The 24,681-nt window shown below is 60.5% G+C and carries 15 protein-coding genes; 7 read left to right on the top strand and 8 right to left on the bottom strand.

From position 1 onward, the window contains the following. The first annotated feature begins 180 nt into the window (after nucleotides 1-180). A complete protein-coding gene (locus tag EC919_RS13610; RefSeq protein ID WP_133774853.1) occupies nucleotides 181-639 on the top strand; it encodes a GNAT family N-acetyltransferase in 459 nt (152 codons plus the stop codon). 79 nt (nucleotides 640-718) lie between these two features. Here the strand turns inward: EC919_RS13610 and EC919_RS13615 are convergent, their stop codons facing one another. The 3 genes from EC919_RS13615 to EC919_RS13625 are packed head-to-tail and all read right to left on the bottom strand — an operon-like array spanning nucleotide 719 to nucleotide 3,761. After that, complete coding sequence (locus EC919_RS13615) at nucleotides 719-1,015, bottom strand: winged helix-turn-helix domain-containing protein (protein ID WP_133774677.1); 297 nt, start codon at nucleotides 1,013-1,015, stop codon at nucleotides 719-721. A gap of 31 nt (nucleotides 1,016-1,046) precedes the next feature. Next, nucleotides 1,047-1,547 carry a YgjP-like metallopeptidase domain-containing protein gene (locus EC919_RS13620; protein ID WP_410928351.1) on the bottom strand — a complete coding sequence of 167 codons (501 nt, stop codon included), beginning with the start codon at nucleotides 1,545-1,547 and terminating at the stop codon, nucleotides 1,047-1,049. Between the two features lie 57 nt (nucleotides 1,548-1,604). Continuing rightward, on the bottom strand, nucleotides 1,605-3,761 hold the full coding sequence (locus EC919_RS13625) for a putative bifunctional diguanylate cyclase/phosphodiesterase (protein ID WP_133774679.1): 2,157 nt from the start codon (nucleotides 3,759-3,761) through the stop codon (nucleotides 1,605-1,607). 300 nt (nucleotides 3,762-4,061) lie between these two features. Here EC919_RS13625 and EC919_RS13630 point away from each other — a divergent pair, with 300 nt between their 5' ends. Further along, nucleotides 4,062-4,733, top strand: coding sequence for a polysaccharide lyase family 7 protein (locus tag EC919_RS13630; protein ID WP_133774681.1), 672 nt, complete (start codon nucleotides 4,062-4,064; stop codon nucleotides 4,731-4,733). 57 nt (nucleotides 4,734-4,790) lie between these two features. Here EC919_RS13630 and putP read toward each other — a convergent pair whose 3' ends face one another. Further along, the gene (putP, locus tag EC919_RS13635) at nucleotides 4,791-6,275 is read right to left on the bottom strand and encodes a sodium/proline symporter PutP (RefSeq protein WP_133774683.1); all 1,485 of its coding nucleotides are present in this window, start codon (nucleotides 6,273-6,275) and stop codon (nucleotides 4,791-4,793) included. A gap of 430 nt (nucleotides 6,276-6,705) precedes the next feature. On the opposite strand from putP, the gene putA reads away from it, so the two are divergent. Together putA and EC919_RS13645 are read left to right on the top strand one after the other, a co-directional pair. Beyond that, on the top strand, nucleotides 6,706-10,659 hold the full coding sequence (gene putA, locus EC919_RS13640) for a trifunctional transcriptional regulator/proline dehydrogenase/L-glutamate gamma-semialdehyde dehydrogenase (RefSeq protein WP_133774686.1): 3,954 nt from the start codon (nucleotides 6,706-6,708) through the stop codon (nucleotides 10,657-10,659). A 216-nt stretch (nucleotides 10,660-10,875) separates the two neighbouring features. Further along, a complete protein-coding gene (locus EC919_RS13645; RefSeq protein ID WP_133774688.1) occupies nucleotides 10,876-12,678 on the top strand; it encodes an acyl-CoA dehydrogenase in 1,803 nt (600 codons plus the stop codon). Nucleotides 12,679-12,698: 20 nt separating this feature from the next. Here EC919_RS13645 and EC919_RS13650 read toward each other — a convergent pair whose 3' ends face one another. After that, entirely contained in the window at nucleotides 12,699-15,323 is a 2,625-nt protein-coding gene (locus EC919_RS13650; RefSeq protein ID WP_347876982.1) for a dermonecrotic toxin domain-containing protein, read from the bottom strand. A 232-nt stretch (nucleotides 15,324-15,555) separates the two neighbouring features. Here EC919_RS13650 and EC919_RS13655 point away from each other — a divergent pair, with 232 nt between their 5' ends. Genes EC919_RS13655 through selO form a run of 3 tightly spaced genes read left to right on the top strand, consistent with a single transcriptional unit; the run spans nucleotide 15,556 to nucleotide 22,215 of the window. Then, the gene (locus EC919_RS13655; RefSeq protein WP_133774690.1) at nucleotides 15,556-17,298 is read left to right on the top strand and encodes a potassium/proton antiporter; all 1,743 of its coding nucleotides are present in this window, start codon (nucleotides 15,556-15,558) and stop codon (nucleotides 17,296-17,298) included. Nucleotides 17,299-17,334: 36 nt separating this feature from the next. Further along, complete coding sequence (gene mscK, locus EC919_RS13660; RefSeq protein WP_133774692.1) at nucleotides 17,335-20,703, top strand: mechanosensitive channel MscK; 3,369 nt, start codon at nucleotides 17,335-17,337, stop codon at nucleotides 20,701-20,703. Between the two features lie 48 nt (nucleotides 20,704-20,751). Next, nucleotides 20,752-22,215, top strand: coding sequence for a protein adenylyltransferase SelO (gene selO, locus EC919_RS13665; RefSeq protein WP_133774694.1), 1,464 nt, complete (start codon nucleotides 20,752-20,754; stop codon nucleotides 22,213-22,215). Here the strand turns inward: selO and EC919_RS13670 are convergent. From EC919_RS13670 to EC919_RS13680, 3 genes are all read right to left on the bottom strand, one after another. Continuing rightward, nucleotides 22,199-22,861, bottom strand: coding sequence for a hypothetical protein (locus EC919_RS13670; RefSeq protein WP_133774696.1), 663 nt, complete (start codon nucleotides 22,859-22,861; stop codon nucleotides 22,199-22,201). The genes selO and EC919_RS13670 overlap by 17 nt on opposite strands. A gap of 277 nt (nucleotides 22,862-23,138) precedes the next feature. After that, complete coding sequence (locus EC919_RS13675; protein WP_133774698.1) at nucleotides 23,139-23,588, bottom strand: hypothetical protein; 450 nt, start codon at nucleotides 23,586-23,588, stop codon at nucleotides 23,139-23,141. Between the two features lie 113 nt (nucleotides 23,589-23,701). After that, nucleotides 23,702-24,631 (bottom strand): hypothetical protein, encoded by a 930-nt coding sequence (locus tag EC919_RS13680; protein WP_133774700.1) that lies wholly within the window; start codon nucleotides 24,629-24,631, stop codon nucleotides 23,702-23,704. Nucleotides 24,632-24,681: the final 50 nt, after the last annotated feature.

Below are 24,681 nucleotides of genomic sequence, written 5' to 3' on the forward strand. Positions count from 1 at the left end.
CTTCAGTGAAGACTCATTTTGAGCTTTGCACAACTCGTAACACTGTGATGTGTGTGCAGCAGTTCAACAAAATGAAACACCGTTCACTGAACCATCGTCTCGCCCGGCTTGCCGCGAATTTGGGCTTGCGCCGATATGCGTTTAGTATCCGGCATCAACTTCTTCTCGCAGGCCGGCGTCATGTCTATCAACTGGATTTGCAAACACCATACCGACCTTGGAAAAGAGCAGCTGTACGCCATTCTGCAACTGAGAGCGCAGGTGTTCGTGGTGGAGCAGAAATGCTGGTATCTGGACGTCGATGGCCAGGATTTGCTGGGCGATACTTGCCATCTGATGGCCTGGCAGGATGATCAGCTGGTCGCTTACCTGCGCCTGCTGGACCCGATTCAGCAGAACGGCGACGTTACCATCGGCCGCGTGGTGACTGCACCGTCAATGCGCAACAAGGGTATGGGCCATGAACTGATGGTTCAGGCGCTGGTGCACGCGGAACGCCAATGGCCGGACCAGCCAATATTCCTCTCGGCCCAGGCGCACTTGCAGGGCTACTACAGCCGCTACGGCTTCAATCCGGTGGGCGAGGTGTACGTCGAGGACGGCATTCCCCATATCAGCATGCGTCGCGATCTGGACTGATCCGGCGCGGAGCCCTTGGCGTCCTTCGTAGGACCGGCTTTAGCCGGGAAGCTCTTGAATCCACGCCCCTGACACGACGTCAGGGATACCCCAGCACCGCCTTGATGGCCTGCAGATTGCCCTCGATCCAGCGGCGGTCAATCGCGCCCCAGTCATGAATCCGGTAACCGCCGGCATGATTGCGGGCGCCATCGAGTTGTTCGAACTCGCAGACAATATCCAGATCAGCCAACGCCGCGATGGTGTCCTGGGCGGTGCGACGGGGCATACCGGTGACGTCGGTCAGCGCCGGTACGCTGCTGGCGATGCCGCTGTCGATCAGGTACGCCACATACAGGCGGCGGTAAAAACTGCTTTTGGTCTTGCTGACTTCCATCAAAACTTCCTTGAAAAGCGTTAGCGGCTGATCAGCGCACGGCCGTCTGCATGTCCCGCCAGGTCAGGTAGATGCGCAGGTCGAATTCCAGCTGGTGATAGCCCGGCTGCATGTGTTCGCACAACTGATAGAAGGCCTTGTTGTGGTCCGACTCTTTGAAATGCGCCAGTTCGTGTACCACGATCATCTTCAGAAACTGCGGCGCCGCTTCCTTGAACAACGCCGCCACGCGGATTTCCTTCTTGGACTTGAGCTTGCCGCCCTGCACCCGCGACACGGTGGTGTGCAGGCCCAGCGCACGGTGGGTCAGGTCCAGGCGGTTATCGAACAGCACTTTGTCGATATTCGGCGCGTTGCGCAGGTATTCCTGCTTGAGCGACAGCGCGTAGGCATACAGCGCCTTGTCGCTCTGGATTTCGTGTCGATCCGGGTAGCGCTGCTGCAGATAATCCGTGAGCCGGTTCTGCGCGATCAGCTGCCGAACCTGATCCTGCAGGCCTTCGGGATAGGCCTGCAGGTATTTGAGCGGCATGGGCGTGGTGACAGTCATGGTCGGATCGGGTCGAGGCAAAAGCGCGAGTCTACCGCGTCAGCCCTGCCCGAGCAGCTGTAACGCGACCGGCAGATCGACCGGCTCGACAAAACGCTCTGCCTCCAATGGCGGCATCGGATGAGCAATCAGGAAGCCCTGAATGATCTGACAGCCGTTGTCGACCAGCCACTCATACTGTTCGTAGGTTTCGACGCCCTCGGCAATCACCTCGATATCGAGCATGTGACACAGGTCAATGATGCTGCGCGCGACGGCCAGATCGCGGGACGATCCCAGCATGCCGCCAATGAAGTGTCGATCAAGCTTGAGGGTGTCCAGATCAAGGTTGCGCAGATGGGCAAGGGAGCTGTCGCCTGCGCCGAAATCGTCCAACGACACACGCACGCCGATGTCATGCAGGTCCTGCAGTTGCTTGCGGCTGTGCACCAGGTTGTGGACCAGCGACGGCTCGGTGATCTCGACTTCCAGCTGCCGAGGTTTCAGGCCATGTATCTGCATCGCGCGCTGCAGCTCGGCCGCCAGGTTCGGCAGGCTGAATTGCGCAGGGCTTACGCTGACGCTCATGACCAGATCATCCGGGAATACACCGCTCCAGCGTTGGCGCTGCGCCGCACCCTGTTCGAAAATCCAGCTGCCGAGCTTGTTGATCAGCCGCGTCTCTTCGAGCAGCGGAATAAACACACCCGACGGCACGTCGCCCGCGTCCGGATGATGCCAGCGCAGCAGCGCCTCGAAACCCCGCGTCTTGCCGGTGACCACGTTGACCTGCGGCTGGTAGACCATGGAAAAGTCTTTGCCATCGATCGCTGTGCGCACGCTCTCTTCGAGCATCAGCCGGGAGCGTGCGCGGCCATTCATGTACTGATCGAAGAAGCGGTATTGCTGGCGCCCTGCCCGTTTGGCTTCGTACATCGCGATGTCCGCCGCGCGCAGCAGGCCATCCAGATTGGTGCCGCAATCCGGGTAGACCGCGATGCCGATGCTCGCCCCCAAGGTGGCTTCGACCCCGTCAATCATGCGCCGCGCGGAAACCCGCTCGATGAGTTTTTCGGCGACCTTGGCCGCGTGCTCGGGGAAGTCCAGCCCGTCGATGACCACCACAAACTCGTCGCCGCCCATGCGCGCCAGCACATCGTAAGGCCGCAGGCAGTCTTTCAACTGCGCGCCGACCCATTGCAACACCTGATCGCCGGCGTCATGGCCCAGGGAGTCGTTCACATCCTTGAAGCCGTCGAGGTCCAGGTACAACACGACCAGGTATTTGCCCGCGTGCTCGTTGCGCAGCAGCATCCCTTCGACCGTCTGATAGAAACCACGGCGGTTGAGCAGGCCGGTGAGGGAATCCGTCACGGCCTGATGTTCGAGCTGACGATAGAGGTCACGCACCACCGACATGTCGAGCACGCTGAGCACCATGGCGCGCTGTTCGGCGGGCAGCGGCGCGCACGACAACGCGACCGGGACCTGACGGCCCTCGGGCGTTCGCAGCACGGCGTCGTGGACGCGGTAGGTGTCGGCACGGCGATAGTGATGATAAAAGCCGGAGTCGGCCCATTCGCCGACGCTGGGCTCGTGCAGATAAGCGCACAACCCGGTGCCGCGCAGCTCGCCGTCGGTCATGCCCAGCAAACGGCAGATCGCCGGATTGGCGAAGCTGATGACGCCGTCTTCGGTGACGACAAGGATGCCTTCGGCCACGTTCGCCAGCACCGATGCATTGAAGGCCCGGGCCGATTCCAGCTCGCGACTCAGCTTCTGCAGGGCACGCCGATTGTGCTGCTGCTCCAGAAGCGCCTGTACCTTGGGCCTGAGAATATTGGGGTCGAACGGTTTGAACAGGTAATCGACTGCGCCGCTGGCGTAGCCCTTGTGCACCGAATCGCGGGATTGTTCGTTGGCCGTGAGGAAGATGATCGGCGTCAACCGCGTTCGCAGGCTGCCACGCATGAGGCGGGCGACTTCGAAGCCATCCATGTCGGGCATCTGCACATCGAGAAGCACCAGATCGACATCTCGGTCCAGCAAAATACCCAACGCTTCCATGCCTGAGGCCGCAGTGATGATTTCCCGGTCCTGTCGCTGCAAGACCGCGCACATGGTCACCAGATTTTCCGGGTAATCATCAACAACCAACAAGACTGATTTGCCACTGGGTGGCAGGGACTGCACGCATTCCATGCTGCTACTTATCATTCACTTGACTGCCCGGGGAACGGCCCCGCTGATGGACTGATTGGCCATTACTCTAGCTTCGATTGGCGAAAAAAGAAGGCGGCCATAGCAGCGCCATTCAAAAAGTGCCATCCAACCGACTAACGGTAATGGCGCTCAATGTCAGCACCGCCCTGAGCTGCAGCAAAAGTAGCGGCACTTTGACGTCAGCCGTTCGACGGAATCGCATTAACAAACGCGGCGGTGAACCGTATAAAAAACGCCCCACAACCCCTTGCGCCCGCGACTTTGCTGGCATTGAGACATACCGGACGACTAGACATGATTGATTTGGGAACGTGGAATCTGAGCATTCCAGTGGGCTCGCCCCCCGCCACTATCGAGACACAACAACTGATTCAAGGTTACGACGGCAAGTACTTCAAGTCTGGCTCGTCGAACATCACATTCTGGGCACCCGTCACCGGAAGCAAGACCGCCAACGCGATCTACCCACGTACCGAATTGCGCGAGACCTGGTCCAACGGCACGCTGCACAACTGGTACTACCAGGACGCCGACAATTACCTGAACGCCAAGCTCAAGGTTCTTCAGGTGCCGTCTTCCGGCAGGGTCGTCATCGGTCAGATCCATGTCTACGACAGCACCCAGCCGCTGTTGAAGCTCGAATATCAGTATCTGGAAGCGACGCACATGGGCAACATCGTCGCCAAAGTCCGCTACCACCCCACCGACAAAAAAGCGCGCGTGATCACGGTGGCGGAAAACGTCAGCCTGAACGAGACGTTCAACTACGTCATCCACCTTAATAAAGCCGGGCTGCTCAGCGTGACCGCCCATGGCATGGCCTGGAACGACCGTATCAGCGCCACCTGGAGCAAGCAGCAGCTGTACTTCAAGGCCGGGGTCTACACCCAGGACAACACGGGCTACACCAGCGAAGGCGGCAAGACCATGTTCTTCAACCTGGACGCCGACCACAACAAGAGCTGATGCGCTCGCAGGGGAGCCCGAGCGTTTGTGTCGCTCGGGCTCTTGAGCAGGCAGCCCCTACGCCGCCCTGTACTCTTTCTCCGCCGCTTCAAAGCGCGTCAGCATGCCCGGCGTCGGGCCTTTGCCGATCGTGCTGAACACTACGATGGCGATACTGGCGAAGATGAAGCCGGGAATGATTTCGTACAGCCCCAGCAGTTCGAAATGCTTCCATACCACGACCGTGATCGCGCCGACCAGAATCCCCGCCAGCGCGCCGTTGCGGGTCATGCCTTTCCAGATCACCGAGATCAGCACCACCGGCCCGAATGCTGCGCCGAATCCGGCCCACGCGTAGCTGACCAGACCCAGCACGCGGTTTTCCGGATTCGCCGCCAGGGCGATCGCGATCAGCGCCACCAGCAGGACCATGGCTCGGCCGACCCACACCAGCTCTGTCTGCGACGCACTTTTGCGCAGAAAGGCTTTGTAAAAGTCTTCGGTCAGCGCACTCGAACACACCAGCAACTGGCAGCTCAGTGTGCTCATGACCGCCGCAAGAATGGCCGAAAGCAGAACGCCGGCAATCCACGGGTTGAACAGGATCTTGGCCAGCTCTATGAAGACGCGCTCGTGGTTTTCGGTCACCGGACCCGCGACCTCAGGGTGCGCCGAAAAGTACGCGATGCCGAAGAAGCCGACGGCAACGGTGCCGCCCAGGCAGAGGATCATCCAGGTCATGGAAATGCGACGAGCCTTGGCGATCGACCCGACCGAGTCCGCGGCCATGAAGCGCGCCAGGATGTGCGGCTGACCAAAGTAGCCCAGGCCCCAGCCCATGAGCGAAATGACGCCGATGAAGGTGGTGTTCTTGAGCATGTCGAAGTTGCTCGGGTCCTGAGCTTCGATGGCCATGAACGTGGTGTCGATGCCTCCGGTCGCCAGCAGCACGATGATGGGCGTGAGGATCAGCGCGAAGATCATCAGGGTCGCCTGCACGGTGTCCGTCCAGCTGACGGCCAGGAAGCCGCCGATGAAGGTGTAGGCAATCGTCGCCGCGGCGCCCGCCCACAAGGCGGTTTCGTAGGACATGCCGAAGGTGCTCTCGAACAGCCGCGCGCCGGCGACGATGCCGGAAGCGCAGTAGATCGTGAAGAACACCAGAATCACGATGGCCGAAATCACTCGCAGCAGGCCGCTGTTGTCTTCAAAGCGACTGGAGAAGTAATCCGGGAGGGTCAGCGCATCGCCGTTGTGCTCGGTCTGGACCCGCAGGCGACCGGCAACGAACAGCCAGTTCAGGTAGGCGCCGATAATGAGCCCGATGGCGATCCAGCTTTCAGAGAGACCGGACATGTAGATCGCACCCGGCAGACCCATGAGCAACCAGCCGCTCATGTCCGATGCACCGGCCGAAAGCGCCGTGACCACACTGCCGAGGCTGCGCCCGCCGAGAATGTAGTCCGAAAGATTGTTGGTGGAGCGGTAGGCCATGAGTCCTATGAGGACCATTGCGGCAATGTAGATCACAAAGGTGATCAAGGTAGGGTTGCTGACGCTCATCGGTTAGGTTCCGGCGTTGTTTTTATAGGCGCGAGCAAAGCGAAGTTCTCCTGAGGCATCAGGTTCGCGCAAGGTCGCTCGCGTATGTTGCGGGTTGGCAAGAGTTTGCCGCTGCACACCGCTTGAATGCACCAAGGCGGCGCATCCTAGAGGACATTCCGGAGCAGGTGCAACCCGAAAGCCGGCATTCCCGGGCTTTTTTACAATTTAGATCAAAGTGCCATCGGCGCAGTATTTGCGGGAGATCCGCCCAATAGACCCGAGATTCAACGGGCACCCTGACCGGGCGAGCCACGGCCACATTGGCTCATTACAGGGCACTCTGGAAACACTTTGAAAAAAGCGGTTGCACCCGGTTGCACCCTTTCGGTCCCACAGCTAATCTTGCCGCAGCTAAGCCACATGACCGTGGCTGTCATGAGGATAAGAAATGGCCACCACCACCCTCGGTGTCAAACTCGACGACCCCACACGTGAGCGCTTGAAAGCGGCGGCGCATTCCATTGACCGGACGCCCCACTGGCTGATCAAGCAGGCGATCTTCAATTATCTGGAGAAGCTCGAGGGCGGTGCGACCCTGAATGATCTCAGTGGTCAGGGTGGCAAAGACGCCGATGATCAGGGTGACCTGCCGACCGACAACGGCCATCAGGCATTTCTTGAATTCGCCGAAAGCATCCTCCCCCAGTCCGTCCTGCGTGCCGCGATCACCTCCGCCTACCGCCGTCCCGAGCCTGAAGTGGTGCCCATGCTCATTGAGCAGGCGCGCCTCCCTGCGCCGATGGCCGATGCCACCCACAAGCTCGCGGCGTCAATCGCTGAAAAGCTGCGCAACCAGAAGAGCGCGGGTGGCCGCGCCGGCATCGTTCAGGGCCTGCTGCAGGAATTCTCGCTGTCATCCCAGGAAGGCGTGGCGCTGATGTGCCTGGCCGAAGCCCTGCTGCGCATCCCCGACAAAGGCACCCGTGACGCGCTGATCCGCGACAAGATCAGCACCGGCAACTGGCACCCGCATCTGGGCAACAGCCCGTCGCTGTTCGTCAACGCCGCCACGTGGGGCCTGTTGCTGACCGGCAAACTGGTCAGCACCCATAACGAGGCCGGCCTGACCTCCTCGCTCAGCCGCATCATCGGCAAGTCCGGCGAGCCGATGATCCGCAAGGGCGTGGACATGGCCATGCGTCTGATGGGCGAGCAATTCGTCACCGGCGAAACCATCGCTGAGGCTTTGGCCAACGCCAGCAAGTTCGAGGCGAAAGGTTTCCGGTACTCCTACGACATGCTCGGCGAAGCGGCGCTGACCGAGCACGACGCGCAGAAATACCTGGCGTCCTACGAGCAAGCCATTCACTCGATCGGAAAAGCGTCCCACGGCCGTGGCATCTATGAAGGCCCGGGCATTTCCATCAAGTTGTCCGCCCTGCACCCGCGTTACAGCCGGGCGCAATACGAGCGCGTGATGGATGAGTTGTACCCGCGCCTGCTGTCGCTGACCTTGCTGGCCAAGCAATACGATATCGGCCTGAACATCGACGCCGAAGAAGCCGATCGTCTGGAGCTGTCGCTGGATCTGCTCGAACGCCTGTGTTTCGAGCCGCAACTGACCGGCTGGAACGGCATCGGTTTTGTGATTCAGGCGTATCAGAAACGCTGCCCTTATGTGATCGACTACGTCATTGACCTGGCCCGCCGCAGCCGCCATCGCCTGATGATTCGTCTGGTCAAAGGCGCGTACTGGGACAGTGAAATCAAGCGCGCTCAGGTCGAAGGCCTGGAAGGCTATCCGGTCTACACGCGCAAGGTTTACACCGACGTTTCCTACATTGCCTGCGCACGCAAACTGCTGTCGGTGCCGGAAGTCATCTATCCGCAGTTCGCGACCCACAACGCCCACACGTTGTCGGCCATTTACCACATCGCCGGTCAGAACTATTACCCCGGTCAGTACGAGTTCCAGTGCCTGCACGGCATGGGCGAGCCCTTGTATGAACAGGTCGTGGGCAAAGTTGCCGACGGCAAGCTGAACCGACCGTGCCGCGTGTACGCACCGGTCGGCACCCACGAAACGCTGCTGGCGTATCTGGTGCGTCGACTGCTGGAAAACGGCGCCAACACGTCCTTCGTCAACCGCATTGCCGACCAGTCGATTTCGATACAGGAATTGGTGGCCGACCCAGTGTCCAGCATCGAGCGCATGGCCACCCAGGAAGGCGGCTTCGGCCTGCCGCATCCACGCATTCCGTTGCCGCGCGACCTGTACGGCAGTGAGCGCGCCAACTCGGCCGGCATCGACATGGCCAACGAACATCGCCTCGCCTCGCTGTCTTCGGCCCTGCTCGCCACGGCGCACAACGACTGGAAGGCCGGCCCCATGCTGGGCAGCCCGGTCAGCGCTGGGACTGAAACGCCGGTCCTGAACCCGTCCGATCGGCGTGACGTGGTCGGTCACGTGCAGGAAGCGAATCTGGAGGACGTCGATAATGCCCTGCTCAGCGCCCTCAGCGCCGGACCGATCTGGCAAGCAACACCGCCCGCCGAACGTGCCGCGATCCTTGAGCGTGCCGCCGACCTGATGGAAGCCGAAATACAACCGTTGATGGGCCTGCTGGCTCGCGAAGCCGGCAAGACGTTCGCCAACGCCATCGCCGAAGTGCGCGAGGCGGTGGATTTCCTGCGTTACTACGCGGTACAGGCGCGCAACGATTTCAGCAACGATGCTCACCGCCCTCTGGGGCCAGTGGTGTGCATCAGCCCGTGGAACTTCCCGCTGGCGATCTTCAGCGGTCAGGTCGCGGCAGCGCTGGCGGCCGGCAACCCGGTACTCGCCAAACCCGCCGAACAGACACCGTTGATTGCCGCACAGGCCGTCCGCATTCTGCTCGAAGCCGGTATTCCCGAAGGCGTGGTGCAACTGCTGCCGGGCCGCGGTGAAACGGTCGGCGCGCGGCTGGTCGGCGATGATCGCGTCAAGGGCGTCATGTTCACCGGCTCCACCGAAGTTGCGCGTTTGCTGCAACGCAACGTCGCCGGCCGTCTCGATGCCCAGGGCCGGCCGATTCCGCTGATCGCTGAAACCGGCGGCCAGAACGCGATGATCGTCGATTCCTCGGCCCTGACCGAACAAGTGGTCATCGATGTAGTGTCTTCGGCGTTCGACAGCGCCGGCCAACGCTGCTCCGCGCTTCGTGTGCTGTGCTTGCAGGAAGATTCCGCGGACCGCGTCATCGAGATGCTCAAAGGTGCAATGGCCGAGAGCCGCCTCGGTAACCCGGAGCGCCTGTCCGTGGACATTGGCCCGGTGATCGATCAGGACGCCAAGGCCGGTATCGAGAAACACATTCAGGCGATGCGTGACAAGGGCCGCAGCGTGTATCAGGTCGCCATTGCCGACAGCGACGAGATCAAGCGCGGCACCTACGTGATGCCGACGCTGATTGAACTGGACAGCTTCGACGAGCTGCAACGGGAAATCTTCGGCCCGGTGCTGCACGTCGTGCGTTACAAGCGCCGTGAGCTGGATCAACTGATCGCACAGATCAACGCTTCCGGGTACGGCCTGACACTGGGCGTCCACACACGCATCGACGAGACCATTGCCAAGGTCATCGACAACGTCAACGCCGGCAACATGTACGTCAACCGCAACATCGTTGGCGCTGTGGTGGGTGTGCAACCGTTCGGTGGCGAAGGTTTGTCGGGCACCGGTCCGAAAGCCGGCGGCCCGCTCTACCTGTACCGTTTGCTGTCGACGCGTCCCGCCGATGCCGTGCAGAAATCCTTCGCCGCCCGCGATGCCCAACAGGCGCCGGACACCCGCATGCAAGAGGCGATGCTAAAGCCGCTGAATGCGCTCAAGGCCTGGGCAGGTAGTCAGCAACTCAGCGACCTGGAAGCGCTGTGCAGCCAGTTCGCCGAGCAATCCCAAAGCGGCGTGACCCGCACGCTCATGGGCCCGACCGGTGAGCGCAACAGCTACAGCATCCTGCCGCGTGAGCACGTGTTGTGCCTGGCCGAGGACGAGACGGATCTGCTGGCGCAACTGGCCGCCGTGATGGCAGTGGGCAGTACAGCGATCGTGCCGGACGTTGAGCCGGGTAAGTCGCTGCGTAACCGCCTGCCGAAGGACGTGCAGTCGCGCATCAAGCTGGTCGCTGACTGGAACAAGGATGAGGTCGCCATCGATGCGGTATTGCACCATGGTGATTCCGATCAGCTGCGCGCCATCTGCGAACAGGTCGCTCAACGCGGCGGCGCTATTGTCGGCGTTCACGGTTTGTCCAAAGGCGAAACCAACATTGCGCTGGAGCGTCTGGTGATCGAACGTGCGCTGAGCGTCAACACTGCCGCAGCGGGCGGTAACGCGAGCCTCATGACAATCGGGTAACTCAGCATCATTGCAGGAGCACGCTTGCCCGCGAATGCATTCGGTCAGACACCCCAGCAGTGTTTGACCTGAAGCGTTCGCGGGCAAGCGGTCCCACAGTGAATTCGGTATGCCTGCCTTGATCGTTTGATACCTCCATCACCCGTATCAATCATCCTGTTCACCCCTCCCCCTCGCCTCTAGACTCGACGGCATCCCCAAGAAAGGTACGCTGCCATGTCCGAGACGCTGCTCAGTTCCCGCAATCTGGCTTTCGAGCTGTATGAAGTGCTGGACGCCGAGGCGCTGACCCGGCGCGAGCGTTTTTCCGAGCACAGTCGGGAAACCTTCGATGCTGCGATCAGCACGGCGCGCAGCATCGCGGAAAAGTACTTCGCACCTCACAACCGCAAAAATGACGAGAACGAGCCGCGCTATGAGAACGGCGCAGCGGTGCTGATCCCGGAAGTGAAACCCGCCGTGGATGCCTTTCTGGAAGCCGGTTTTCTCAACGCCGCCCGGGACTTCGAAGCGGGCGGCATGCAGCTGCCGACGTTACTGTCCCAGGCCTGCTTTGCCCATTTCCAGTCAGCAAACACCGCGACGTCGTCCTACCCCTTCCTCACCATGGGCGCGGCGAATCTCATTGAAAACTTCGGCACCGACGAGCAAAAGCGGCGCTTTCTGCAACCGATGATCGAGGGTCGTTTCTTCGGCACCATGGCCTTGACCGAACCCCACGCCGGCTCTTCGCTGTCAGACATTCGCACACGCGCCGAGCCCGCCGAAGATGGCAGCTATCACCTGCGCGGCAACAAGATTTTTATCTCGGGCGGCGATCACCCGCTTTCTGAAAACATCGTTCATCTGGTGCTGGCCAAACTGCCCGACGCACCGGCGGGGGTGAAAGGCATTTCACTGTTCATCGTCCCCAAGTTTCTGGTCAACGACGACGGCAGCCTCGGCGAGCGCAACGATGTCATCCTGGCCGGGCTGTTTCACAAGATGGGCTGGCGCGGCACCACCTCTACTGCGCTGAACTTCGGCGACAACGGCAACTGCGTCGGCTACCTCGTGGGCAAGCCCCATCAGGGCCTGAGCTGCATGTTCCAGATGATGAACGAGGCACGTATCGGTGTCGGCATGGGCGCAGTCATGCTGGGTTACGCCGGTTACCTGTACTCACTGGAATACGCCCGCGAGCGACCCCAAGGCCGGCTTCCCGACAGCAAATCACCGGACGGCTCGCCGGTTTCGATCATTCAGCACGCCGACGTCAAACGCATGCTGTTGACCCAAAAAGCCTACGTCGAGGGCTCGTTCGACCTGGGCCTGTACGCTGCTCGCCTGTTCGACGACACACAAACGGGCGAAAGCGAGGAGGCGCGAAAACACGCCCACGAGCTGCTTGATCTGCTGACGCCCATCGTCAAATCCTGGCCCTCGGAGTTTTGCCTGAAGGCCAACGAACTGGCCATCCAGGTTCTCGGCGGCCATGGCTATACGCGCGATTACCCGGTCGAGCAGTACTACCGCGACAACCGCCTGAACCCGATTCATGAGGGCACCCACGGCATTCAGTCGCTGGATCTTCTGGGCCGCAAACTGGCCCAGAACGGCGGCGCCGGTCTCAAACAACTGATTCGCCTGATCGCTGACACCTGTGAGCGCGCGCAGGCCCATGAATCGCTGACCGCTCTGCGACAGCCGCTGGAGCAATTGGTCGCCCGGCTGCAAGCGGTCACCCTCGGCCTGCTCACCGACCTGAGCCAGGGCAAGGTCAACGCGACACTGGCCAATTCCGCGCTGTACATGAAGGCGTTCGGGCACGCGGTGATTGGCTGGCGCTGGCTGGAACAGGCGATCCGCGCCCAAGAGGGATTGGAGAAGAACAACGATGCCGACACTGACTTCTACAAGGGCAAGTTGCAGGCAGCCCGGTACTTCCTGACGTGGGAAGTCCCGGGCTGCCATCACGAACTGGCCATTCTCGAACGGCGGGATGACGCTTGCCTCTCCATGCGGGAAAACTGGTTTTGAGCGATAGAATTCCTGGGTTGTTACAAGGTTGAGAGGGGGAAGAAGAAGTCCGTCAACGCCTTCGCGTCACTGCCCAGTCGGGCGGCATACTGTTCGCGACTGAAAGCCTCCCCGGTACGCAGGTCGAGCAGCTTGCGCCCCTCTACAGGCCCTCCGATCTCGCGCAACTGCACTTTCATGAATTGATAAAACGTCCCCAGGACGTGCTCGATGCTGTCGATCTGAAAGTAATGGCCTGGCAGAAAAATAGCTTCAGCCTCCTCCGGGTTTGCCGAAAACGGAGCAATGGGTGCGGCACCGATGTAGCTTTTTTCGGGTAACACAAAGACCACGCTTGTGTCGTCGAAGCGGATCGGCTCATTCGTCGCGCTGGCGTGCAACCCAGCCTGGTTACTGGCGAACGTCCGTGCCACGTAGGGGTTCTCGCTGAAGGAGGTGATGTCGGTATTAACGAGTACATCCCCCGCCTGAACGTCGCCGGTACGAAAAAAAGCCCCGGACGTCCCTCGGGCGCCGCTGCCACCCCTATAAAGCGCCACGTCATTGTTGATGCCCACGACGGTGACGTCTTCTACAAGCCGGCTGAGCATTGCCACCTGATCAGGATATTTCGGCACCCCGGTGCGCAAAAACTGGTTATACGCTTCATCATCGTGGGTGTAGGCCGTGATGTTCGACGCGAAGTACTCCCCCTCCGCGGTGCGATATACCCGATGCCTGGCCCCCCACTCATCAAAGTGGACGTCTTCACCTTCCGAGTCGGAAGCGACGACCTCCTGCGGGTCCATCCGGTACACCTCGACTATGGCTTCCTGACGTGCAAGCGCGGCTTCGGAATAGAGCTTTTCGTCGAACAGGTTCAACTGCATGAAACGATCCCAGAAGGCAGACTGAACGGGGATAAACCGTGGCGGACCGGAAGCGCCGGCTGCGACGCTGTCCATCGGCATGCCGCCCGCCAACCCCGGCGCAGGCAGTCGTTGCCAGTAACCGTCTGCGCTGAGCACCACCGGACAGCGACCGTTGAAAGCGAATGGATTGTCTGAATCGACAATCACCCAGCTTCCGAGACGCTCATCGAAACTTACGCGATGGGCCTCGCGTCCGATCGTCACCCACGTCTCGCCATCCCCTAACGGATAAGTGCCTTGAAAACGCCCTTCCTGGGCTGCAGGCAGTTGCGACTCAAGCACGAAGTCGCCCGGCATGCCTGACAGCGGGTTGGCGGGCAACTCAACCGGGGGCGGGCTCATCGGTGGCCAAGCCGTGTTGACACCCGCTCCCATGCGCATCAACAAAGGTAAATTGAATAAAAGGTAGATCGCGCTGCTGATCGCGCTCTGGACACCGAGGCGACGCTGGGCGTAGGTTCTTGCGCTCACGGCCTGATCGATGCTCAGGCCGATACTGGCGGCACCGGCACCCACAACCGCCAGCGCCATCGGCCAGCCCAGTGGCGCAAGGTTGCCAAATACCGAAAGGAAGGCGTTCAGATAACCCAGCCAAATCTGTTTGCGCAGGTCGGCGTTGCTGGTCAACAAGGTGGTTGCGTCATCGATCATGTCGCGGCGCGCGACGTCGCGCAGATAAACGAATGGATCACCCGGAATGTGCTCGCCGGTTCGATTGACGAGTCGATCCGTGCCGTCAAGATCTTGAGCTCGGCTCAAGAGCTGCGCCACGTCGCGCTGAAAGGCATCGCGATGCGTTAGCCAGTCGCTCGATGACCGCAAAAAACGGGTGCAGATGGATGCGCGGGTCCTCAAGGAAAGAAACTGCCCCTTGAGCCACTGGTAAAGATGCTGATGCGTGTCGAAGCTGCGAAAGGGCCGCGCATCCCCACCAAGGTAGAGAATCTGCCTTCCTCCAGGCCCGACGACGCGCAATATGTCCCGAGCTTTGAATGCACCGAGCTCCAGAGGAAACACCGAAACACCCGGCGATGCGGGCGCTGCCGTACGCAGTTGTGCCAACGCGGGCACGGGGTCAGGGCTGACGACGCTTCGCACCGTCTGGAAGTCGGCAAGAGAAAGATGGCGCCTGGCAACGCTTTCCCCGGCACGTGCCAGGTAACTGGCCTTGGCAAGCAAGCAACAATTCTCACTGTGCCGCGCCCAGAACCGGTCCATCTTGCGGCGATAGCCCGCACTGAAATCCAGCGCCCAGAAATCCCGAAGTACTTCCTCGGGCAACAGGCGAACCTCATTGCGCTCGTCGAAAAACGCGTGACCGGGCCCGTCCGTGTAAAAGCCGCCGTAGAGGGCCAGCTCGTCTGCAGATGACTGGTCGCTTACTTCAAACCGATGGATCAACAGCTCGATCATGGTCATCGATTGCACCGGTGGGCCGGTGTGTTTCCAGCCCGTAAAGGACAGGTGGCTGCTACTGGCCGCCGAAAAACGGTGCCAATACACATGAGCGGGATCAAGGTGCTTACCCGTGTGCCGAAAGATGATGCTCTGCGCGGCAGACCGGGCGAGCTCATGGAGATCGGGATAATCGGCAACGTAGCGCTTGGCTATTTGCTTGAGCTGTCGCTCGTCTGATGAGGCGGCTACTGCTGTGTTTGAAACCTGCATGGCGTGGATCGCTTCTTGCTGAAATGAACGCCAGACGTGATCAGATTTACCAGCGCTATCTGCCATACATATTTATCGTTGCCACGGCGCCTTCACCCCCGCATGCCGGCGCTGAACGCTCGACCAACCGTGGCGCAGCGGCCTCTGGATATACGTCCACCTCGCGGCTCCCAGTGCTTGGCCGTCAAGAATTACGCTTTGACAGCCATGCAATTCAACAGGTTAAATCCCTTGGCACGCGGACTGCATGGTCAGTTCGCGCCCTCGTTTGTTCGAATTCGTTTCTGGAGTACCGCCCTTGGATGCCACGACCATCAACAGCCTGTTCCTGATCGGCGCGTTGCTGGTGGGTGCAAGTATTCTGGTCAGCTCGCTGTCCTCCCGCCTTGGCATTCCCATTCTGGTGATCATCCTGGCGGTCGGCATGGTCGCCGGCGTCGATGGCGGCGGCATCATCTTCGATAATTACCCAACGGCCTATCTGGTCGGCAACCTCGCGCTGGCGGTCATTCTTCTCGACGGCGGCCTGCGCACGCGGGTGGCGAGTTTCCGGGTCGCACTCTGGCCTGCCTTGTCGCTGGCGACGGTCGGGGTGTTGATCACCACGGGGCTGACCGGCATGGTCGCCGCCTGGCTGTTTGACCTGAACATCATTCAGGGCCTGCTGATCGGCGCCATTGTCGGTTCCACGGACGCCGCCGCCGTGTTCTCGCTGCTGGGCGGCAAAGGCCTGAATGAACGGGTGACCGCCAGCCTTGAAATCGAATCCGGCAGCAACGACCCGATGGCGGTGTTCCTCACGGTCACGTTGATCGACATGCTGTCCAGCGGCCAGACCGGCCTGCACTGGAGCCTGCTGGGCCATCTGGTTCAGGAATTCGGTATCGGCGGCATCATCGGGCTGGGCGGCGGCTGGATCATGCTGCAACTGGTCAACCGGATTAACCTGGCCAACGGCCTGTACCCGATTCTGGTGGTGGCCGGCGGTCTGGTCGTCTTCGCACTGACCAACGCTATTCACGGCAGTGGCTTCCTCGCGGTTTACCTGTGCGGTCTGGTGCTGGGCAACAAGCCTATTCGCAGCCGCCACGGCATTCTGCACATGCTCGACGGCATGGCCTGGCTGGCGCAGATCGGCATGTTCCTGGTACTGGGCCTGCTGGTCACGCCCCATGATTTGCTGCCGATTGCGCTGCCGGCCCTGGGCCTGGCGCTGTGGATGATTCTGGTGGCACGGCCGCTGTCGGTATTGGCCGGCCTGCTGCCCTTCCGGGTGTTCCATAACCGCGAAAAAGCCTTTATCGCCTGGGTTGGCTTGCGAGGCGCGGTACCGATCATTCTGGCGGTGTTCCCGCTGATGGCCGGTCTGCCCCATGCGCAGCTGTATTTCAATCTCGCGTTCTTCATCGTGCTGGTGTCGTTGCTCGTTCAAGGCACAAGCCTGCCGTGGGTGGCGAAATGGCTGAAAGTGACGGTGCCGCCTGATCCGGCGCCGATTTCCCGCGCAGCGCTCGAAGTGCATGTCACCAGCGAGTGGGAGCTGTTCGTCTATCGCCTTGGCGCGGAGAAGTGGTGCATCGGCGCCGCGTTGCGTGAGCTGAAAATGCCGGAAGGTACGCGGATCGCGGCCCTCTTCCGTGGTCAGCAATTGCTCCACCCGTCGGGTAGTACGGTGCTGGAAGTCGGCGATCTGCTGTGCGTCATCGGCCACGAACATGACCTTCCTGCCCTCGGCAAGTTGTTCAGTCAGGCGCCGCAACGCGGTCTGGATCTGCGCTTCTTCGGTGACTTCGTACTGGAGGGAGACGCTGAACTGGGGGCTGTCGCGGCACTCTACGGCCTGAAACTCGACGGGCTGGATCCGGGCATGCCGCTGAGTCAGTTCATCATCCAGAAGAACCGCGGCGCGCCGATCGTGGGCGACCAGATCGAATGGAATGGAACTATTTGGACAGTTGCGGTTATGGACGGGAACAAGATCCTCAAAGTGGGCGTCAGATTCCCCGAAGGAAGCAGCCCGGGCCCCGCGCTCTTCCTTTAAACTGCCCCCCATTTCTGCTCGCTCGACCCGGTGTCTATGTCTACGCTGCGTAACCTTTTTGCCTCGGCCCTGCTTGGGCTTTGCCTGTCGTCCGTACCGGCGCATGCCGCCGATACGCCCCCCCTGTCCAGCGAGGCCGTCCAGCGCAGCCTGGACAAGATCGCCGACCGCAAACTGACCGCTGACGACCAGAAAGCGCTGCAGCAGGTGCTGGAACAGACGCTGACGTTCCTGTCCAGCCAGAAAGACAACCAGCAGAAGCTGGAAGACCTGAAAAAGCAGCTCGCCGATGCACCTCGGCAGACCACCGAGAACCAGCGCGACCTGACCAAGCTCAAGGCCAGTAAAGTCATTCCGGTCGCGCAGCGTTACGCCAATCTGGACGTACCGCAGCTTGAGCAAGTGCTGAGTCAGCGCAGCGCCCAGCAGGCTGATCTGCAAAAAGCCCTCAATGACGCCAACAGCCTGACCATCAACGCGCAGACCCGGCCCGAGCGCGCCCAGGCCGAGATCAGCAGCAGCCAGACGCGCATTCAGGCCATCAATGGCATCCTCAAGTCCGGCAAAGACGGTGGCAAAGCCATCAACGCCGACCAGCGCAACGCGTTGAACGCGGAACAGGCCTCATTGAACGCATTGATCGCACTGCGTCGTCAGGAGCTTGCCGGGAACAGCCAGTTGCAGGACCTGGGCGGCAGCCAGCGCGACCTGCTGACGGAAAAGGTCAATCGGCAGGATCAGGAAATCCAGGACCTGCAAACGCTGATCAACGAGAAGCGTCGCGCCCAGTCCCAGGAAACCGTGACGCAGTTGTCCCTTGAAGCGCAAAAAGCTGGGGGCAGCAGCCTGCTGGCGACCGAAAGCGCCGCCAACCTCAAGCTCTCCGACTACCTGCTGCGTGGCACCGACCGCCTCAACGAGCTGACCCAGCAGAACCTCAAGACCAAGACCCAGCTGGATGCCATCACGCAAACCGATCAGGCGCTCGACGAGCAAATCAACGTGCTGAGCGGCAGTCTGCTGTTGTCGAAAATCCTCTACAAACAGAAGCAATCCTTACCCAAGCTCAAGCTCGACAGCGGTCTGGCCGACGAAATCGCCGACATCCGCCTGTACCAGTTCGAGGTCAATCAGCAGCGCGAGCAGATGAGCAGCCCAAGCGCATACGTCGACACGCTGCTGGCGACGCAGAAGCCGGAAGACGTCACGCCCGCGTTGCGCAAGACACTGCTCGATCTGGCCACCACCCGCAGCGACCTGCTGGAGCGGCTGAATCGCGAGCTCAGTGCGCTGCTCAACGAATCCATCACCCTGCAGCTCAATCAGAAACAGCTGGTCAGCACGGCCAATAGCCTGCGGGCAACCCTCGATGAGCAGATGTTCTGGATTCCGAGCAACAAGCCGCTGGACCTGGAGTGGTTCGAGCGAATCCAGCCGCGACTCGTCAAACAGGTCACTACCCTGCCCTGGACGTCCAGTGTCAGCGAGCTGTATGACGGGCTGACCCAGCGTCCGCTGATCTTCCTGCCGCTGTTTCTGGTGATCGGCGCGCTGATGTGGAAGCGCAAGGCGCTGTACGACAAGCTCAATCGACTGCACGCCGACATCGGCCACTTTAAACGGGACCGACAGTGGCAGACGCCGCTGGCGATCTTCATCAACGTGCTGCTGGCGATGCCGTTGTCGCTGACCCTCGCGGTGTGTGCGTTTGCATTGCAGATCGACGCCCGTGGGCAGAACGTCAACCTGGGTTCGGCACTGCTGCAAGTGGCGCTGGCCTGGCTGGTCTTCTACACCGCGTACCGGATTCTTGCGCCGGGCGGCGTGGCGCAATTGCACTTCCGCTGGGAAAAACCGCAAGTGGAATTCCTGCGCGGCTGGATCCGTCGTCTGGGTCTTGTGGTGCTGGCGCTGGTGACAGTGGTTGCGGTAGCCGAGCACGAACCCTCGGCACTGGCCGATGATGTGATCGGCATCGCCGTGGTGCTGACCTGCTACGCCCTCATGACATGGCTGCTCGCGCGCCTGCTGCTCACCAGCCCGACCCACCACAGCGCATCGCTGTTTCGCCGCGCCGTGGGCCTGGCCTTCACCGCCCTTCCCGTCGCGCTGTTCGTCGCCGTGTGCTTTGGCTATTACTACACGGCGCTGAAGCTCAGTGATCGCCTGATCGACACGCTGTATCTGCTGATGCTGTGGCTGGTGATCGAAGCCGCATTCGTGCGCGGGCTGAGCGTGGCCGCGCGCCGTCTGGCGTACCAGCGCGCCCTGAGCAAACGTCAGGCCGCGAAAGAAGCCGGCGAAGGCGAGACCCTGATCGAGGAGCCGACGCTGGACATCGAGCAGGTCAACCAGCAGTCGCTGCGACTGATTCGTCTGGCACTTATCGCGGGCTTCATCGGCGCGCTCTATTTCGTCTGGGCCGACCTGATTTCGGTGTTCTCGTACCTCGACAACATCACGCTGTACGAATACACCAGCGGCACCGGCGCCAACATCAGCATGGTGCCGATCAGCCTCGGCGACCTCATCGGCGCGCTGGTGATCATCGGCATTACCTTCGTGCTGGCCGGCAACTTGCCGGGCCTGCTGGAAGTGCTGGTGCTGTCGAAGCTCAACCTCAAGCAGGGCAGTTCGTACGCCACCACCACGCTGCTTTCATACACCATCGCCGGCGTCGGTTTTGTCTCGACGCTCTCGGCCCTCGGCGTGAGCTGGGACAAGCTGCAATGGTTGGTGGCGGCGCTGTCGGTGGGCCTGGGGTTCGGCATGCAGGAGATCTTCGCGAACTTCATTTCCGGGATCATGATCCTGTTCGAACGCCCGGTGCGGATCGGCGACACGATCACCATCGGCGCGCTCTCAGGTACGGTCAGCAAGATACGCATCCGCGCGACCACCATCACCGACTTCGACCGCAAGGACATCATCGTCCCGAACAAAACGTTCATCACCGGGCAACTGATCAACTGGTCGCTGACCGATACGATTACCCGCGTGACGCTGAAGCTGGGCGTGGATTACGGCTCGGATCTGGACCTGGTGCGCAACCTGCTGCTCAAGGCCGCCCGTGACAATCCGCGGGTCTTGAAAGAGCCCGAGCCGATCGTTTACTTCCTCAATTTTGGTGAAAGCACCCTCGACCACGAGCTGCGCATGCACGTGCGTGACCTGGGCGACCGCAACCCGGTGCTCGACGAGATCAACCGGTTCATCAACAAGGAATTCAAGAAGCAGCACATCAATATCTCGTTCCGGCAGATGGAGGTTTACCTCAAGAACATGCAGGGACAGGAGTACAAGATGGTGCCCATCGAGCCCGAGCAGAAAACCATCACGCCGCCTGCGGCAGTGCCCCCGGCGCCAAAAGATGCGCCAGAGCCACCGGAAGTCAGGCTCGACTGACCTGGAAAAACCCAGCAGAATGGTCGGACATTCTGCTGGAGGCATCCCTTGAAAGCCCTCGACGAGCTGACCTTCGATAATCGCTTTGCCCGTCTGGGCGATGTGTTTTCCACCACCGTGCTGCCCGAACCCATCGCCGACCCGCGGCTGGTGGTGGCCAGCGAAGCGGCCCTCGCGTTGCTCGATCTGGACCTCGCTCAGGCAGAACAACCGCTGTTTGCTGAAATTTTCAGCGGCCACAAACTGTGGGCCGAAGCCGATCCGCGGGCGATGGTTTATTCGGGTCATCAATTCGGTTCGTACAACCCTCGCCTGGGTGATGGCCGCGGTTTGCTGCTCGGCGAGGTGTACAACGACGCCGGCGAACACTGGGACCTGCACCTGAAGGGCGCCGGCCAGACGCCGTATTCGCGCATGGGCGATGGTCGTGCGGTATTGCGCTCCTCAATCCGCGAGTTTCTGGCCTCAGAAGCCCTGCATGCCTTGGGCATCCCGACCAGTCGCGCGGCCTGCGTGATCGGCTCCAGCACCCCGGTGTGGCGTGAAACCCAGGAGCGTGCGGCGATGGTGCTGCGACTGGCGCAAAGCCACGTGCGCTTCGGCAGCCTCGAATATTTCTTCTACACCAAGCAGCCGGAACAGCTGAAGCAACTGGCCGATCACGTACTGTCCCTGCACTACCCCGAGTGCCTGGAACAGCCCGAACCGCACCTGGCGATGTTTCGCGTGATCGTCGAGCGTCAGGCCGAGCTGATTGCCAAATGGCAGGCCTATGGCTTCTGTCATGGCGTGATGAACACCGACAACATGTCGATTCTCGGCATCACCTTTGACTTCGGCCCGTTCGCGTTTCTGGATGACTTCGACCAGCATTTCGTCTGCAACCATTCTGATCACGAAGGCCGCTACTCCTTCAGCAACCAAGTGCCGATTGGCCAGTGGAACCTCAGCGCGCTGGCCCAGGCGCTGACACCCTTCGTCACCGTCGAGGCACTGCGTGAGACGCTGGAGCTGTTTCTGCCGCTGTATCAGGCGCATTACCTGGACCTGATGCGTCGACGTCTGGGCCTGACGACGGCCGAAGAAGATGACGCTGACCTGATCGCGCGCTTGCTCCAGCTGATGCAGAACAGCGGCGTCGATTACACACTGTTTTTCCGCCATCTGGGCAAGGAGTCAGCCGACGTCGCGGTGGGGAAGCTGCGCGACGACTTCGTCGACATGCTCGGCTTCGACGCCTGGGCCGATGCCTACAAAGCCCGTATCGGCCGCGAGCCCGAGTCCAGCCAACAGGATCGTCGCACGCGCATGCACGCGGTCAATCCGCTGTACATCCTGCGCAACTACCTGGCCCAACGAGCCATCGAAGCGGCCGAACAGGGCGACGACAGCGAAGTCCGCCGCCTGCATCAGGTGCTGTGCACACCGTTTGATGAACAGCCCGGGATGGAGAGTTACGCACAGCGGCCGCCGGATTGGGGCAAGCATCTGGAGATCAGTTGTTCGTCGTGAGTGGGGGCAAGTTGAGGTCAGGTGAAACCTCCACCGTTTCGGGCAATGCCGGATCCTCGCGCTCTGAGCGCTTTTCTTCCGGATCAGTCATGGCAGCGAGGATGTCGTAAAGGTTGAGTACGTGCGTTTGGGGCTCGCGCTCGCCTCCCCCCGGTAGCGCTAGCTCCTCTGCGATTTTCGCTTCCATTTCGGCCTCGTAATTCCAGGGATAACGGTCCTGAACCCTTTCGATCATCGGGAGGCCTTTGTAATATTCCAGGACCTCCCTCAGAAAGACTGGCACCTTGCCGGTCATACTGCTTTCGAGTTGAGCACGGGCAATGGCGCCTTGCGTCCACTTATATTCCATTTGCGCACTGCCGCGCCAAGCGGCTTGCCTCTCATTGATGGTGTAACCGCCTTGGTCGTCATAGGCAATCAGGATCAACTGATCCCGTGAAAGGCCCGCGAAGGGACTTTTCGCATTCAAGTCGCCAGCTCTGGAACGGTTCACGTATTCAGTAGCTTGCTGGGCGCGATTCAGAAGCTCGGGATCATCGGTTTGCGGCGTCTCCAGATCATGCCGGGCTTTTCCGGCTTGATACCCATCGAACAAAAACCTGCTTTTTTGCCTGGCCGCATAGGCCGCCAGCTCATCGCGGGACATCGTCAGCTCTCGCTGAACCGCCCGCTCCGCACTGTCGCTTAGCTGCCGCCCCAGAACTGACACGCTCGCGACCTCCGATTGAGACATTAGTGGGGTAGGCGGCGCCCGCTCAGTGTCTACGACTGGTGACCCGGCAAACGGCGTTTTTTCAACTTCGCCTGCATTCAAAGGACCTCGTGTGAGCGAACTTATAGTGGAAAGCATAGAAATTCCTTTTCTGATACCACGCGCAGCCGAAGCTGCCACTCATGGGCAGCTCAGGTTCATGTTTGCGTCATCAGCGCATGATGAAGTCCACCACCCAATTGTGGTTGGAGTAATTGACGGAGGTGACAGTAACGTCGCATCTGGCACCGCCCCCCGACACCGCACTTCTGTTCCACTTGGGCGTGCGGACACCTCCCGGTGTAGAGGTCATCAAATAGCTGGTTGTAAATTGGCAGGTTTTGAACCCCGCTTGATATCGCACAGTGGCGTAGCTTATTGGAGACGCGCCGCTTGGACGAACGTTGAAGCTGGTCGAAGCCCCCGCTGCCACGGCGCCAGGTTTGGGTGACGCGTTCGAATATGTGGTCAGTTCATTACTGCTACTTCCACGCACATAAACTGCATTTTCATCGGTTTCATTTTTAAAGTTTACGGTCACCTGAGGTCCTGCACTCGCCATCCCAACCGTGGCCAAAGTAGAAAACAGCAACACTGCATTAACTTTATTTTTAACTTTCATTTTTAGATCCTCCTTTTTATAGATCTAAAAAAAGCTAATCAGGCATCGTGTTAAATGCCTACTACCCGAACGGATAGGCTCTTTGGAGCGCATCGAGCATGCGCCCTCAAGGATCAGGCTTCAGCTGCAGGCTTCGGTGAAGCAGAAACTTGCATACCGGCATTCGCAGCCGCTGGTTTTTCTGCGTCCTGAGCCGCCGTAGCCGGCACCGGCGACGTACGAGGCGAGAATTTATTCGTGTGAACGATATTGTTCGGGTCGGTTTTCTTGTCTTTGGTGGTGTCGACGATGCCGGCGAGGATGTCGTAAAGGGTCAGCTTGCGGTCTGGCGCCTGGCGTCCAAAAGCGCCCGGCAGACCGGGCAGCGTGAGGTCGCTTTTAAGCCGTGCTTCCACGATCGCTTCTGCTCCTTTGGGATAGCTCACCGCCCTCTCAATCGCCGGCAGCGACTTGAGATAGCTCAGGGCGTCGTTGTAGAACCGGGATGCCTTGCCCGTTTGAGCTTGTTCGATCACCCCCTCGTTTATCGCCACCTTGCGCCAGTCCTCGTCCATCTTCTGCACGCCCTGCCAGGCCGCGCGCCGCTCGTTGAGGGTGAAGCTTGCGCTGTCGTCAAAGGCAATCAGGTTCAGTTGTTCACGGGAGAGGTTCTCAAACGGGCTTTTGGCGTTCTTGTCACCTGCCAGTGTCCGGGTCACGAACGCACTGGCTTCGCGCGCGCGGTCCAGCAGTTCGGGGTCGTTTGTCTTGGGCACTTCCATGGCCCGGGTGCCGCTGTTGACTGTGCGGCCTTCGATCAAAAACTCATTGATGCGATTGCGCCCGTATTGCCCCAGCTCGGCGTGGGTCATCACCGCGTCCCTCTTCTGGGCTCGCGCTGCGCTCTCGTTCAACTGAGCCGCCAGCGTCGAAAACGTCGCCTTGTCGGCAGTCGCCGGTGCGGCCTTGTCGACAGCTTTTGGATCGCTGGTCGCGACAGTGCCGAGGGCTTGTGTTTTGTTCGAGACAACCGCTGCAACGGCGGCCTGGATCTGGCTGATCATGGGCGACTCCCTGGCTTTGAGATGGCGGGAGCCAACACGCATCGTCGTCA

It is taken from the genome of Pseudomonas graminis (assembly GCF_004364335.1).
Classification (GTDB): Bacteria; Pseudomonadota; Gammaproteobacteria; order Pseudomonadales; family Pseudomonadaceae; genus Aquipseudomonas; species Aquipseudomonas graminis_D.

Coding starts and splice junctions, on each gene's coding strand:
- putP (WP_133774683.1), bottom strand. CDS start 6,275: ATGAGCGTCAGCAACCCTACCTTGATCACCTTTGTGATCTACATTGCC.
- EC919_RS13630 (WP_133774681.1), top strand. CDS start 4,062: ATGATTGATTTGGGAACGTGGAATCTGAGCATTCCAGTGGGCTCGCCC.
- EC919_RS13625 (WP_133774679.1), bottom strand. CDS start 3,761: ATGATAAGTAGCAGCATGGAATGCGTGCAGTCCCTGCCACCCAGTGGC.
- mscK (WP_133774692.1), top strand. CDS start 17,335: ATGTCTACGCTGCGTAACCTTTTTGCCTCGGCCCTGCTTGGGCTTTGC.
- EC919_RS13615 (WP_133774677.1), bottom strand. CDS start 1,015: ATGGAAGTCAGCAAGACCAAAAGCAGTTTTTACCGCCGCCTGTATGTG.
- EC919_RS13670 (WP_133774696.1), bottom strand. CDS start 22,861: ATGTCCCGCGATGAGCTGGCGGCCTATGCGGCCAGGCAAAAAAGCAGG.
- EC919_RS13680 (WP_133774700.1), bottom strand. CDS start 24,631: ATGATCAGCCAGATCCAGGCCGCCGTTGCAGCGGTTGTCTCGAACAAA.
- EC919_RS13645 (WP_133774688.1), top strand. CDS start 10,876: ATGTCCGAGACGCTGCTCAGTTCCCGCAATCTGGCTTTCGAGCTGTAT.
- EC919_RS13675 (WP_133774698.1), bottom strand. CDS start 23,588: ATGAAAGTTAAAAATAAAGTTAATGCAGTGTTGCTGTTTTCTACTTTG.
- EC919_RS13620 (WP_410928351.1), bottom strand. CDS start 1,547: ATGCCGCTCAAATACCTGCAGGCCTATCCCGAAGGCCTGCAGGATCAG.
- EC919_RS13650 (WP_347876982.1), bottom strand. CDS start 15,323: ATGGCAGATAGCGCTGGTAAATCTGATCACGTCTGGCGTTCATTTCAG.
- putA (WP_133774686.1), top strand. CDS start 6,706: ATGGCCACCACCACCCTCGGTGTCAAACTCGACGACCCCACACGTGAG.
- EC919_RS13610 (WP_133774853.1), top strand. CDS start 181: ATGTCTATCAACTGGATTTGCAAACACCATACCGACCTTGGAAAAGAG.